The following is a 13,705-nucleotide window of genomic DNA, read 5'->3' as shown; positions in this document are numbered from 1 at the left end:
ACTTCACGGTCTCGCGAGCCGCTCGCACCGACGCAATCCGCGATCGACGGTTGTTGAAAGATCCGGATATTGCGCGCGACAGATCCCATGGTCGATTGAATAAGATTACCGTGGACTTAACCAGATGGTAAAACCTGCGAGGGAGACACAACGTGTCAGAGCTTGATTGGTATCTCAAGATTAACGTGAAGGCGCGGCATCTGCGTTTGCTCGCGACCATCGACACCTACCGCAATCTGACTCAGGTCGCCGAGATCACACATGTCTCAGTGCCGGCGGTGTCCAAGTCACTGGCCGAACTTGAACGTGGACTCGGACTCACGCTATTCGAGCGCACCACGCACGGCATCGTGCCCACGCCGTACGGCGAGTGTCTGATTCGACATGCGCGATCGATCCTGACCATCCTGCATCAGGCCAGCGACGATCTGAAGGCGCTGAACTCGGGAACGGCGGGGAAGATTCACATCGGCATGTTGCCGGCTTCGGCGTCGGTGTTGCTGCCGCAGGCGCTCAATCTGCTGAAGCAACGCTCGCCCGGCACCAATGTGATGGTGACGGAGGGCACCACAGCGTTGCTGCTGCCGGAGCTTTGGCAAGGCCAACTCGACCTCGTTGTGGGCCGCTTGCCACCGACCGACACGCTGGGCAGCTTCGAGGAGAAAGAGCTTGTCGAGGAACCCGTGACATTGATGACGGGCGCACATCATCCATTGGCGCGCAAGAAGTCGTTGAAATGGTCCGACCTGCGGCCTTATCCGTGGATCCTGCCGCCACCCGGTTCGATCTTGCGCGATCCGCTGGAGCGGACGCTGGAAGCGCACGATGTGCCTCTGACCAACAATTACATCGAAACACTTTCGATTCACGTTGCACGAGCTCATCTTCAGGTGTCGGAGTGCATTGCGGTGATGGCCGGCGCACCTGTCAACGATTCGGGTCCGCGTCTGCACACGCTGCCTCTGAGCCTGCCGCAATTGCTGCGGCCCGCAGGCGTGTTGTGGAATCGTAATCGCGGCCTGAGCCCCAGCGCGAAACTGATGGTCGCGTGCCTGGAGGACGCTGCGCAGAGTATGGCGGTTGCCTCTGACAGCGCAGGCCGGGCGTCGTCCGCGCGCAAAAAGAAGTGAATGATTAAGCGCTTCCGCGAGCGTTCAAAGTTTGATGAGGCGGTCGTTGCTTCCTGCCTTGATTTGCTCCGGTGCGAAGTTCCTTTCCGGTTCTAACATCCCCCGCACACGAATCCGAACGACTTCGCGCCGTGACATAAAGCATTGGCGCAACGCATTCGGCCGACGAGACAGTCGTCGCTGCAGGGTCAGTGGAATCCTGCGATCATGCTTTCGCGCTCGGCTTGACCATTTGCTCAAGTGCAGCCCAGTTTTTATCAATTGACGGAAAGCGGCGTAGTGGCAAAAATTCGTTCTGTCGACTCGCTAACTGCTGGCGACAACACGAGCCACTATCGGTGGCAGCGACCTCGCACAGCTTGCCGTGATGACGGATCGCACAACAATCGGAGACATGCAGAACTATGAACTACAGGACCGCATTGCGCGCTTTCGCGGTGCTGATGGGGGTCGCCACCACGGCGGTTGCCGCGCCGGCTTCTGATCAGTCAGTTGAAAGTTTCTACAGCGGCAAGACGGTCACGCTTGTGGTCAGCGCCGATGCCGGTACACCCACCGATATCATTGCGCGGCAATTTGCACGCTTCTTCGTCAAGTACATGCCGGGACATCCGCAGGCAGTCGTGATGAACGTGATCGGAGCCGGAGGGATGGTGGCGGCAGCGTCCCTTCAGTCCCGACAGCCGGCCGACGGCACTGTCATGGGCTTCCTTCAGCGCAACAATCTCTATATACCGTTGCTCGATCCACGGCAAAGCAGGTTCGACCCGCGCAAGGTGAAGTGGCTTGGCAGTCTGAACAAAGTCGATTACTGCATGGTTGCGATGACTCGTTCAGGCGTCACGACCGCCGACGATCTGTTTAAAAAGAAGATGTTCAGTGGCGCGACAGGGTTCTCCAACGAGGATCGGACCTTACCGGCGCTATTGAATGAGTATCTCGGCACGAAGATGAGCGTCGTACCGGGTTATACGGGACGAGGCGAAGTTTATCTCGCGATGCAACGTGGCGAAGTCGACGGTTGGGCGTCGACCGTCGACGGGTTGAAGCAGGGCGATCCTGTGAGGCTGCTCGCCAGTGGAAAGATGAAAGTGTTGCTGGAACTCGGCTGGAAAAGCCCGCCTGAGTTTCCCAATGTTCCAAACCTGAGCGCCTATATCACCAACCCGGAGGTGAAGGCGGTCTTCAATCTGTTCCTTCTTCCCTTCGCGGCGGGACGGCCCATTGCGGTGCCTGCCGGCGTGCCGCCCGATCGACTCGCGGCGTTGCGTTCAGCCTTCGCCAGGACGATTGCCGATCCCGGGTTCCAGTCGGCGATGACAAGCGCCGGATTTCCAATCGATCCGATCGACGGCGCGGCAGTGGAGCAGATTGTCGACAAGCTTTACGCGACACCCGCGCCGCAACTGGAAAGCGCACGCAAGCTCATCTTTAGTCCGGGTTGAAGAGCGCGGGAGCGCGCAGGTTTTGCATCTGATTCCGCGCGCTCCAGGTCGTCATTGAAATAGCCTCAAGTCGGGTAGGTCATACATCTGTCGGAGATGGATGACATTACATTAGTTAGGAATACGGATAAATGAAAATGGAAATAATCGATATTCATCCCCATATCGTTTCGAATGACACGGTCCGCTATCCGATTGCTCCGCAACATGGGCATCGCTCTGACTGGTCCGCCACGCGACCGGTGACATTCGAAAGAATGATCGCGGAGATGGACGAGGCGGGCGTGTCGAAGGCCGCAATCGTGCACTCCTCGACAACCTACGGTCATAACAACGCGTACGTTGCGGACAGCGTGGCGCAACAGCCGAAGCGATTCACGGGCGTCTATTCGTTCGATCTGCTGGCGGTCGACGCGCTGGCTACGTTCGACTACTGGCTGGCCCGTGGAATGGGCGGCATTCGACTTTTTACCGGCGGCGCGACCCATCAGGGGGACGGGCGCTGGCTCGTCGATCCGGCGACTTTCCCGATCTGGGAGCGTTGTGCGGAGATCGGCATGACGATGGTGGTCCAGACGACGCTTACTGGTGTTCCCATGGTGGCCGAGCTGGCTGCACGATTTCCGAACGTAAGGATCGCGGTCGATCACTGCGCGCGGCCGGTTCTCGAAGGCGGACCTCCATACGCCGCTTGTGCTGAATTGTTCGAACTGGCGAAATACGAGAACGTCTATATGAAGGTAACGCCTCGCACTTTCGACCTCGCGCAGGCAGCGCCGGGCGGAGCAGATGCGTTCTTTCCTCATCTCGTGAAAGTGTTCGGTGCCGATCATCTGGCATTTGGTTCGAACTACCCGGCGTCGGCGGGGCCGCTCAGGAAGTTGATCGATCAGGGGCACATCTGTTTTGCGTCGCTCAGCGATGTAGAACGTGCGTGGGTCTGGGGTCGTACGGCGAAAATTCTATATCCGGCGCTGGCGGATAAGGAGCGGTAATGGGTTGCAGATGCGGGCAGTGAAAAGAAAGAATTGTCGACCGACAGCCTCCGTGCGCTCTATTTGCATCCGCTGGTCCGTACTGAAACCGTGCTCGAAGTAACGAGGCTGACAGTGGCCGAATCCGGGATTTCGCTCGATTGACCGTCTGATACGATGCCTGATCTTTGCCTCCGGCCGCCTTACAGAGTGAGCCTGCTGGGCTTGCTCGCCAATCTGGATGACTCATGGAATTTTTCAACGATGCAACCTTGTTGGCAGCAGGTCATGCTCTGTCGACACTCTTACAGTTCCACCGTCTCATCTTTCTCGTGTTCGGCGTCGTGGTCGGACTCGCAATCGGACTGTTGCCAGGGATCGGCGGACTGACCGGCTTTGCATTGCTGGTGCCTTTCACGTACACGATGGACCCGTATGCTGCTTTTGCAATGTTGCTCGGCATGGCGTCAGTCATCACCACGTCGGACGTGATCCCCGCCGTGCTGTTCGGCGTACCGGGCCACGCCGCTTCGCAGGCAACCGTTCTCGACGGTCTGCCGATGACGAAGCGAGGCGAAGCTTCACGTGCGCTCAGCGCGTGCTACATGTCGTCGCTTCTGGGCGGACTGATCGGTGCGGTTATCCTCGGCGTCTCCTTGCCTCTGGTTCGACCATTCGTGCTGTCGATCGGTACTCCCGAGATGCTCGGACTCACTATTTTCGGCATCTCGATGGTTGCGTCATTGTCGGGTAACGCGCCGCTGAAAGGTATCGTCGCGGCATGTTTCGGCATTCTCATCGGCATGATCGGCACGAATGTCGAGACCGGGCAAATGCGTTGGACCGGCGACCTTCTTTATCTGCAGGACGGCATTCCACTGGTGCCGATCATTCTCGGGATCTTCGCATTGCCGGAGTTGTGCGAGCTCGCAATCCGGCGCACGGCGATTGCGCAGAACGTGCAGTTCAGTTCACGCGAAGGAATGCGGCAAGGGGTGGCCGATACGCTGAAAAACTGGTTCCTGGTTCTTCGTCTGGGCAGTCTTGGTGCTGCACTGGGTGCGATCCCCGGCATCACCGGAGCGGTAACGGACTGGATTGCTTATGGTCATGCAATGCAAACCTCGAAGGGCGCGAGAGAAACTTTTACGACGGGCGACGTACGCGGTGTGATTGCCCCGGAAGCCGCCAACAATGCACGAGAGGGCGGCAGCCTGGTGCCGATGCTGGCGTTCGGCGTGCCCGGCGGCGCAGCTCAGGCCATCTTGCTGGGCGCGATGATGGTGCATGGTTTCATACCCGGCCCGGACATGTTGACCAAGCATCTGGACCTGACCTATTCGATGGTCTGGTCGATTGCGCTCGCCAATATCTTCGGCGCTGGCCTGTGCTTTTTACTGAGCGGGCAATTCGCCAAAATATCGACGCTGCGCTACACACTTATTTTGCCGGTCATCATGCCCATCATTTACGTGGGCGCGTTCCAGGGCTCGCGTAGTTGGGGCGATCTCTTTGTCCTGCTGATTGCAGGCGTGATTGGCTGGATCATGAAGCGGATGAAATGGACCCGCCCGCCGCTGATTCTCGGTCTCGTTCTCGGCGTGCTGATGGAGCGCTACATGACCATCTCTTTCATGCGCTATGGCACCCACTGGTTATTGCGGCCGGGCGTGATGGTTCTGCTGATTCTTGCTGCAGCGATCTTTTTCAATCCCCTGTTCAAGCTGGTACGCAGCGGCGGACTGGCGCGGCTTAAGCCGAGTGGGAAAGTTGTTTTCAAGCTCGAAGATCTGACCTACGCGTTCTTCATCGGGGTGGGCATCTACATGCTGGTGAGCGCACAGGGCTGGCTCTTCATGGCAAGAATAGGACCGACAGTGGTAGCGGGCATCCTCGTCGTTGCCGCGACGCTCAGTCTGGCGAATAAGGTTCTCGTGGCGCCTCCTTCGGGAACGGCGCGCGCTGGCGGCATCCACATGGATGTAGCCAGCAGCAACGAAGAGGCCTTGCCGAACAGAACGGTGTTGCTGCGGGCAGCGAAATTCCTTGGGTGGTTTATCGCGTTTCTCGTTTGTATGGCTCTGATCGGCATGATCCCGACCATCCCGCTGATGATCGTGGCCTTCATGCGTGTCGAAGGGCGCGAGTCGTGGCGGCTTAGCCTGATTCTCGCGCTGTGCGTGACGGCCGTGGTGTACGGCATCTTCCAGCAGGTTATCCACATACCGTGGCCGAGCAGTTTGCTGGGACAGTATTTCCCAATGCTTGCGGCAGGCGGCGCGTAATGACTCCGGTGGTCGAATAGCGCGCGATGCAATGCGTGTTGCGCGCGCGTGAAATTAATCTTGGCATCGTTTCATTGGAAGAAGAGAACATGACGGACAAAAGACTTGAACCTGTCGATCCACAGAAGGCCAGCGAAGAGCAGCAGAAAGTGATGGCGAGGCTTGGAGAAGGCCGAGGGCGCATTCCGACGCCGTTCAATATCTGGCTGCACAATCCGCATCTCGCAGAAGGAATGGAAATCATCGGTACGCATGTCGATCACTCGCCGGTGCTTAGCGAAGCCGAGACAGAGGTCGCGATCCTCTCGACGGCGGTGTTCTGGAACGCGCCTTACGTGATCGCCAATCACCGTCGGCATGCGCTTAAATCCGGGATTCCGGAATCGGTGGTCACGGCGATTCTTGAAAAGCGACGGCCCGAATCGGTCGATGGACGGCTAGGCGTAGTGTGCGAAGCGGTAGCCGATATTCTCGCAGGCGGTGTGATAGACGATGCGCGATTCGCTCGTTATGCAGCCGAACTCGGCCGCCCGGTGATCGTCGAATTGCTGATTACCATAGGCTATTTCACCTCCGTTTCACTCGCGATGACGTTGCACGCGCTTGAGCCCAAAAACTGATCGGGCGCTTCGCGCCGGAGCTTCTCCTCTCCTGGCGCGAGGTTTTCCTGCCGGATATGTGTGCCCACGCTTTTACATCTGCATCTGTAAAAAAATCGATTCCTGAATGACATCCCCTCGCGATACAACGCCGCATGCAATCGATGCAGGCACCGGCATGTCGGCACTGATTGGCCGTGCGTCGTTCAGGCGCTTCATGACAGCGCGAGTCGGCTCCATCACTGCCCAGCAGATGATCTTGCTGGCGATCAGTTGGCATATGTATGACCTGACATCCAGCGCATGGGATCTGGGCCTCGTCGGCCTCTTCCAGTTTCTGCCAGGACTCGCGACGACGTTTGTCGCAGGCCACTGCGCCGATCGCATGCATCGCGGCCGGATCGTCGCAGTCTGTCTTGCCGCTCAGGCTGTCACAGCTTCGGTGCTCGCTGCAGCGACGGTTTCTCATGCCGTGACGCGCGACGTACTGCTCGGTCTGTCTCTTGTCCTCGGCGCCATCCGCCCGTTCCAGATGGCGGGGCAGCAGTCGTTGCTGCCGATGCTGGTTCCGCAATCGTTGCTCGCGCGTTCGATGGCGCTCAGCACGGTCGTCCAGCAAATTTGCGTAGTCGGCGGCCCGGCGTGGGGCGGTCTCCTGTTTGCAATCGGAGTCAACGCCGTTTACATCACATGTGCCGTGCTTTTCAGTGCGAGCGCGGTCATGTGCGCATTCGTCCGTTACGACTACGTGCCGCCGCCGCGCGAGCCGGCCACGGTTGAGTCGATCCTTGCCGGTCTGCGCTTCGTGTGGAGCAGCCCTCTCTTGCTCGGCGCTATCTCGCTTGATCTGTTCGCTGTTCTGTTTGGGGGCGCCACCGCTTTATTGCCGGTTTACGCGAGAGAGATTTTGCACGTTGGGCCGCAAGGGCTCGGTTTGCTGCGTTCCGCCCCGGCTGTGGGAGCGTTATGCGTCGGCCTGATTTTGTCTCGTCATGCGATTCGAAGCGGGGTCGGCAAAAAGCTGCTGGGCGCCGTCGCCGTTTACGGATTTTGCATCGGAGCGTTTGGTCTGTCCCGGTCGTTTCCCCTATCGCTCGTTCTGCTGGCTATCTCGGGCGCGGCCGATACGATCAGTGTCGTCGTGCGGCAGACGCTGGTTCAACTGGAAACGCCCGATCGCATGCGCGGGCGGGTTTCCGCTGTCAACACGCTGTTTATCGGCGCAAGCAATCAGCTTGGCGAATTCGAATCGGGCACGACCGCTACGGTGTTCGGCGTGATCGGCTCAGTCGTGCTCGGGGGATGTGCAACCATTTTTGTCAGCATCGCGTGGAGTCGTTTGTTCAAGCCGCTAGCCCAACGCGACAGCTTGCACTGAACGTAGCGAGCCGGGTGCCTGAGGTTTTTTGCAGCGGGCAATGAGCTACAACCACTGCGCCGCAACCACCGCGCGATTCATTGCTCAGACTCACTTTCCGCTCGCAACCCTTCAACGAACGCTTGCTGAAGGGTCGTGCCGAGCCAGTCGGTTCGCACCGTATATCCGACTGCGCGGCTCGCTTCGGGCAATTCCAGTTCCAGCGCGACCAGCTCGCGTCCAGGGTAGGCATCGTGAATCTGTGCGCGCGAGAGGAGCGTGAGGCAATCGCTTTCCATCAGCATGGCCAGCATCATCGCGAGCGAACTGGTTTCGAGGACCAGCGGCGGCTTGACAGGCAGTTGCGCAAAAATGGAGTCGATCACCGCGCGGCGCGGCACATTGTGCTGCGGCATCACCCAGTCGTGGTCGGCGAGATCGGGGAGTGCGACGCTCTTGCGTCTCGCCAGGCGATGCCCTTTGCGCACGGCCACGACGTAGGGGTCGGCGAATAGTTCGATTTCCTGTGCGACGCCGGCAAGGCGAGGCTCGCGTAAGCCGCCAATGATGAGGTCGAGTGTTCCGCTGCGCAATTCCCGCAGCAGATGGGCATGCGAGCCTTCCTCGACGGTGACGCGCGCGGCGGGGTAGCGCTCCCTCAACCGTTGAATGGCGCGCGCGACGAGGCGCGGCGGCAGCAGCGGCAACACGCCGATTGCCACCTTCCCTGTGAGTTGACCCCGCGCATACGCCAGCTCCTCTCCCGCTTGCGCGATCTCATGGAGCGCGAGACTCAGGCAGCGCGCGAATTCGATTCCCGCCACGTTCGCCGACACGCTATGCACCCGACGGCGATACAGCGACACGCCGACGTTCTGCTCGATTTGGCGTGCAGCGCGATGCACCGCCGGCTGTGAAATGCCCAGCGACAGCGCCGCCTCTGCCGCAGACCCCGTTTCGGCGATCGCGACGTGACAGCGAATCTGCCCGTCGGTCAGGCGTCGGCAGATTTTGGCCGCCTGCGCCTGTGCCGCCGCTGTCTGACCGAGCAGATTCGTCACGGCGCGCTCCATCTGATCGAGCATGCGGCGCACACGTCGCTGCAGAATCTGGCCTTCACCCGTTAATTCACTGCCCCCGAATCCGCGTTCGAGCAATTGACTGCCGAAGCTCGCTTCGAGCTTGCTGATGGCGACGCTGACCGCCGGCTGGGTACGCCCGGCAAGGAGCGCCGCCTGTCCGATTCCTCCCGCCTCGCACACCGCGTCGAACAGGAAAAGACGCCTCAAACGTGCCTGATCGTCGTCCTGCGATGCCTTTCCGACAGCCCCCATTATTCCTCCCGGCCGACCTCTCCAAAACCCTCAGCTTAACGTAAATTTATGAGCTGGGCCTCACTTCATATTGAGGTGTTTGACGTGATCGAGATTACATTAACGTTCATTCAAGCAGAACATTTTCAGTCAGGAGCACGTTCATGGCCGTTGTTGTCGACACGCACACTCACGCAATTTCCTCAGATAAACAGAGCTATCCGCTTGCGCCGGTCGGCGGTCACCAGTCCGAGTGGTCGGCGAAGCGCCCCGTCAGCTTCGAAGGGCTGCTTGCATCGCTGGACCAGGCGGGCATCGACCGGGCTGTGGTGGTGCAGGCGTCGACGGTTTACGGCAACGACAATAGTTATGTGGTCGAGGCGGTGCGCAATCACCCGGACCGATTCGTCGGCGTATTTTCGATCGACGTGCTGGCGGACGACGCCGTCTCGCAACTGCAGCGCTGGCTCGACGCAGGACTCGCCGGGCTGCGTCTGTTCACGACCGGCACGACGATGCCGGGGCAGGCGGGCTGGCTCGACGACGAGCGCTCGTTTCCCGTGTGGGAATACGCGCAGCGTCACAACGTGTCGATCTGCCTGCAGATGACCTCACAGGGCATTCCCGCACTTCTCAACATGCTCGCGCGCTTTCCGGATATCCGGGTGCTGCTCGACCACCTCGCACGTCCTGACCTGGCCGGTGGTCCTCCGTACGAAGCGGCCGCGCCGTTGTTCAGCCTCGCGTCGCATCAGGGCGTGTTTCTGAAGTTGACGAACCGGACGATTGCCGAAGCGGGGCGGGGCGCTTCGACGCCGGCCGCGTTTTTCCCGCGCGTGCTCGACGCGTTCGGCGCAAACCGGATTGCGTGGGGCTCGAATTTCCCGGCTGCCGAAGGTGCGTTGCCGCAACTGCTGGCCGAAGCCCGCGAAAGCCTTTCGATGCTGCCCGCCGACGCGCAGGAGGCGATCTTCGGCGGCACCGCGCTTGAGGTGTATCCCGCACTGGCCGCCTGAGCCGTCGACTTCGAATGCAACTGGAACACCCGATCATGAGCAATACGACGCAACCTGTGCGACTGAAGACTGCGCTGAAAACCTATCCGCACACGCGAGCGCTGAAAGCGGGCGAACTGACCGATCCCGCAGTCGAACTGCTGTTCGAGGAGATCGAACCCATTCACGGTGCGTTCGCACCGATGGCCCGCCGCCAGGCCTACGACGTGAGCGAACTGGCAATCGTCACGTACCTGCAGGCGAAAGCCTACGGCAAACCGCTCGTGCTCTTGCCCGCCGTCGTTGCGGCGCGTTTCCAGCAAGGCTGCATCATCTATAACGCGCAGCGCGCCAAACCGGATCTCGGCAATCTCGCTGGCAAGCGCGTCGGCGTGCGAGCTTACACGCAGACCACCGGCATGTGGGTGCGCGCGATTCTCGGTGAGACCTATGGGGTGCCGCTCGAAGAAGTCGACTGGGTGACGATCGAAGGCGGCCATCTGGAAGAGTATGCCGATCCCTCCTTCGTTCGTCGGGCGGCTGGCAAGCAATTATTGCCGATGCTACGCGCGGGTGAAATCGATGCCGCGATTCTCGGCAACGATCTTCCCGACGATCCCGAATTCAAACCGCTGATTGAAAATGCGGCGGCTGCCGATCGAGAGTGGTATGCATTGCATCACTATGTGCCGATCAACCATGTGGTGACGGTCACGAGCGAATTGGTGAATTCGAATCCGCAAGCCGTGCGCGCGGTGTACGACCTGCTGAAACGCGGTAAGGAATCGGTGGCCGCGGACAATGCAGGGAAACCGGATAAGCTGCTGTTCGGGTATGACGCGCTTCGCGGGCCGTTGGAAGAAACTCTGGCGTTCTGCGAGCAGCAGGGTCTGTTACCCCGCAAGCTGACCGTCGACGAAATCTTCGCCGACAGTATGGGTGTTCTGGGCGACGCTGCGCGCTAACGCTGCATTCGTCCGTTTTACGATTTTTGAGCGAATCCGAATTCGCCGTAGTCTGTCAAGGAGACACCATGAGCCTGCCCGGCAAATCCGCCGCCGCGAAACCGAGGGAACGTCGCCCGTTCTATCTCGACTTATCTTTCCAGGTGCTGGCTGGCATGGCGATCGGTGTCGCCACGGGTTACTTCTTTCCGAAGTTCGGCATCAACCTGCAGCCCGTTGGCGACGCCTTTATCCGCATCATCCAGATGCTGATTGGCCCGATCATTTTCTGCACCGTTTGCAGCGGCATTGCGGGCGTCAACGACTTCAAGAAGGTTGGCCGTGTCGCGATCAAGGCGCTGCTGTATTTCGAAGTCGTGACGTCGATCGCACTGGTGCTGGGCCTTGTGGTCGTCAATGTGCTGAAGCCCGGCGTTGGTATGAACGTTGACATTCACAGCGTGCATTCCGCGGCAGTGGATACGTACGTCGCCAGCGCGCATCACGTCATCACGACGAGCGAATTTCTGCTGAATGTGATTCCGCACACCGCGATCAGCGCGTTCGCGGGCGGTGATGTGCTTCAGGTGCTGTTCTTCTCGGTGCTGTTCGCGTTCGGTCTCGCGGCAATCGGCGAACGTGCGCAGCCTGCATTGAATCTGATCGAAGCAGTGTCGGGATCGCTGTTCTGGATCATTGGGCTGACGATGAAAATCGCTCCCCTCGCGGCATTCGGCGCCATTGCATTCACGGTAAGCAAATTCGGTTTCGGCACATTGCTCTCGCTCGGCAAGCTGGTGCTCGAGTTCTATTTGACCTGCTTACTGTTTCTTCTGCTGGTTCTGTGGCCGATCGCGAAAGTGAACGGTTTCAGTCTGCTGCGTCTGATGCGGTATATCGGTGCGGAGCTATTGCTCGTGATCGGCACGAGTTCGTCGGAAACCGTATTCCCGCAACTGATCGATAAGCTGGAACGACTTGGTTGCGAGAAATCGGTAGTGGGTCTGGTTCTGCCGACTGCCTACACGTTCAATCACGACGGTACGTGTCTGTATTTTGCTGCAGCGGCAGTGTTCCTCGCTCAGGCGACCAACACGCCGATGACCTGGCACGATCAACTGGTGCTGCTCGCCGTTCTGTTGCTGACGTCGAAGGGCGCAGCAGGCGTTTCGGGTGCCGCCATCGCAGTGCTTGCGGCGACGCTCACAGCGTCGAACACGATACCCGTCGAATCCATTGCGCTGATCCTCGGCATTCACAAGGCGATGTCCAGCGGATTCGTTTTTACCAACATCATCGGCAATAGCGTCGCCACGATCGTGGTGGCGAATTGGGAAAAGGCGCTCGACCGCGTCGCATTACACCGTGAGCTGAAAGCGGGCTTCAAGGCACCTTCATCGTCGCCGGCCCGCCTCAATCAGACGACCAGCGGACACGCAGGCAACTAGCAGCATCTTCTCGCAACGACGGTGGCATCGAAGATCCGATGCCACCGGCCTGAAACGACCGGAACAGGTATCCAGATCGATACGCGTAATTAGTTATACGTATCGTGGGGAGAACTTTGTCCACCGTATCCTGCTTTATAAAAAATATATTGGAGACACTTGATGAAAGCAAAGGTTTGGAAAAGCATTGGCGTCGGGCTCTCGCTTGCTTCTGGCGCAGTTCCCGCATATTCGCAAAGCAGCGTGCAGATCTACGGGACCGCAGACGGTGGCGTCCGTTATCAGACGAATGCGGCAAAGGGCGGCGGCTCAGTGGTGACGATGAACTCGAACGGCTATTACAGTTCGAACAAGCTCGGTTTTCTGGGTAGAGAAGATCTGGGTGACGGCTGGAATGCTCACTTTCGCCTCGAAAGCGGTTTCAACCTCGGCAATGGTCAACTGGATAATACGACGGGCGTTCTGTTCAACCGGCAGTCGTACGTGGGTATTGGACATGAAAAATACGGGATACTCGATCTCGGACGCCAATACACGATTTCGCACGACATCATCAGCATTTACGATCCGTTCGGCTTTCACTTCACGCCGATCCTGCCGTTGACCACTGCATCTGACGGCACCCGCAACAACAATTCCATCAAGTACAAGAACAACTTCGGGCCGTTGCTGTTCGAAGTGGACAACTCGTTCGGCGGTGTGCCTGGCAATTTCAGCAGTGGAGCAACGCGCTCCGTCGGTATGAGCTACGAAATGGGCCCGGCCGACATCGGCGGAGTGTATGGACACCGCAATATTCTGACCGGCACCGCTTATCTCAGCGACAGCTATTACATGGCTGGCGCGGGCTACAGAATCGGCCCGGTGCGTCTGTCCGGCGGTTTCATGTCCGAAGACCTGCAAAACCCCACTACACCGCATCAGGTCACCAACAACGCGTTCGGCGGTCTGTCGTGGACCATCAGGCCCGATGTGATTTTCAACGGTGGCTATTACCAGACCACCGTGTCGACCGACAAGGCGAGCCGCCGCGGCCTGTCGATTATCTCGCTCGCCTATTTGCTCTCCAAGCGCACGACGTTGTACGGAGAGGTCGACTACACGACGTACAAACATGCAGTTGTCAGCACGCTCAACCCGACCGGTTCGTCAAGCCAGACGGCAGTGACCGTCGGTATCGACGTGCTGTTCTAGCCAAAGACCGGACACCTAGCC

The 13,705-nt window shown here is 59.2% G+C and carries 11 protein-coding genes; 10 read left to right on the top strand and 1 reads right to left on the bottom strand.

The features are described 5' to 3' along the window. Positions 1–152 precede the first annotated feature (152 nt). The 6 genes from ABH945_RS29170 to ABH945_RS29145 all read left to right on the top strand — a co-directional run bounded on the left by ABH945_RS29170 (position 153) and on the right by ABH945_RS29145 (position 7,811). Positions 153–1,130, top strand: coding sequence for a LysR substrate-binding domain-containing protein (locus ABH945_RS29170; protein ID WP_429252909.1), 978 nt, complete (start codon positions 153–155; stop codon positions 1,128–1,130). A 422-nt stretch (positions 1,131–1,552) separates the two neighbouring features. Next, on the top strand, positions 1,553–2,575 hold the full coding sequence (locus tag ABH945_RS29165) for a Bug family tripartite tricarboxylate transporter substrate binding protein (RefSeq protein WP_429252908.1): 1,023 nt from the start codon (positions 1,553–1,555) through the stop codon (positions 2,573–2,575). A gap of 131 nt (positions 2,576–2,706) precedes the next feature. Beyond that, entirely contained in the window at positions 2,707–3,570 is an 864-nt protein-coding gene (locus ABH945_RS29160; protein WP_429252907.1) for an amidohydrolase family protein, read from the top strand. Positions 3,571–3,797: 227 nt separating this feature from the next. Further along, on the top strand, positions 3,798–5,834 hold the full coding sequence (locus ABH945_RS29155; RefSeq protein ID WP_429252906.1) for a tripartite tricarboxylate transporter permease: 2,037 nt from the start codon (positions 3,798–3,800) through the stop codon (positions 5,832–5,834). A 35-nt stretch (positions 5,835–5,869) separates the two neighbouring features. Beyond that, the gene (locus tag ABH945_RS29150) at positions 5,870–6,454 is read left to right on the top strand and encodes a carboxymuconolactone decarboxylase (protein ID WP_429252905.1); all 585 of its coding nucleotides are present in this window, start codon (positions 5,870–5,872) and stop codon (positions 6,452–6,454) included. A gap of 157 nt (positions 6,455–6,611) precedes the next feature. Continuing rightward, complete coding sequence (locus ABH945_RS29145; protein WP_429252989.1) at positions 6,612–7,811, top strand: MFS transporter; 1,200 nt, start codon at positions 6,612–6,614, stop codon at positions 7,809–7,811. A gap of 77 nt (positions 7,812–7,888) precedes the next feature. Here ABH945_RS29145 and ABH945_RS29140 read toward each other — a convergent pair whose 3' ends face one another. Next, on the bottom strand, positions 7,889–9,124 hold the full coding sequence (locus ABH945_RS29140; protein ID WP_429252904.1) for a LysR substrate-binding domain-containing protein: 1,236 nt from the start codon (positions 9,122–9,124) through the stop codon (positions 7,889–7,891). 143 nt (positions 9,125–9,267) lie between these two features. Between ABH945_RS29140 and ABH945_RS29135 the strand changes: the two genes are divergently transcribed. The 4 genes from ABH945_RS29135 (at position 9,268) to ABH945_RS29120 (ending at position 13,684) form a co-directional block, all read left to right on the top strand. Further along, positions 9,268–10,119, top strand: coding sequence for an amidohydrolase family protein (locus ABH945_RS29135; RefSeq protein WP_429252903.1), 852 nt, complete (start codon positions 9,268–9,270; stop codon positions 10,117–10,119). Positions 10,120–10,133: 14 nt separating this feature from the next. Then, a complete protein-coding gene (locus ABH945_RS29130) occupies positions 10,134–11,063 on the top strand; it encodes a hypothetical protein (RefSeq protein WP_429252902.1) in 930 nt (309 codons plus the stop codon). A gap of 68 nt (positions 11,064–11,131) precedes the next feature. Beyond that, entirely contained in the window at positions 11,132–12,490 is a 1,359-nt protein-coding gene (dctA, locus tag ABH945_RS29125) for a C4-dicarboxylate transporter DctA (protein WP_429252901.1), read from the top strand. Positions 12,491–12,652: 162 nt separating this feature from the next. Beyond that, a complete protein-coding gene (locus ABH945_RS29120; protein WP_074771526.1) occupies positions 12,653–13,684 on the top strand; it encodes a porin in 1,032 nt (343 codons plus the stop codon). The last annotated feature ends 21 nt before the right edge of the window (positions 13,685–13,705 follow it).

This window comes from Paraburkholderia sp. GAS333 (assembly GCF_050435665.1).
Lineage (GTDB): Bacteria > Pseudomonadota > Gammaproteobacteria > Burkholderiales > Burkholderiaceae > Paraburkholderia > Paraburkholderia fungorum_A.
Note: the sequence above shows the minus strand (reverse complement) of the source record. Positions and strands in the feature narration are given on the sequence as shown.

What these genes read in the sequence shown, in the direction of transcription:
- ABH945_RS29155 (WP_429252906.1), top strand. Translation starts at nt 3,798, where the DNA reads ATGGAATTTTTCAACGATGCAACCTTGTTGGCAGCAGGTCATGCTCTG.
- ABH945_RS29160 (WP_429252907.1), top strand. Translation starts at nt 2,707, where the DNA reads ATGAAAATGGAAATAATCGATATTCATCCCCATATCGTTTCGAATGAC.
- ABH945_RS29140 (WP_429252904.1), bottom strand. Translation starts at nt 9,124, where the DNA reads ATGGGGGCTGTCGGAAAGGCATCGCAGGACGACGATCAGGCACGTTTG.
- ABH945_RS29135 (WP_429252903.1), top strand. Translation starts at nt 9,268, where the DNA reads ATGGCCGTTGTTGTCGACACGCACACTCACGCAATTTCCTCAGATAAA.
- ABH945_RS29130 (WP_429252902.1), top strand. Translation starts at nt 10,134, where the DNA reads ATGCAACTGGAACACCCGATCATGAGCAATACGACGCAACCTGTGCGA.
- ABH945_RS29145 (WP_429252989.1), top strand. Translation starts at nt 6,612, where the DNA reads ATGTCGGCACTGATTGGCCGTGCGTCGTTCAGGCGCTTCATGACAGCG.
- dctA (WP_429252901.1), top strand. Translation starts at nt 11,132, where the DNA reads ATGAGCCTGCCCGGCAAATCCGCCGCCGCGAAACCGAGGGAACGTCGC.
- ABH945_RS29120 (WP_074771526.1), top strand. Translation starts at nt 12,653, where the DNA reads ATGAAAGCAAAGGTTTGGAAAAGCATTGGCGTCGGGCTCTCGCTTGCT.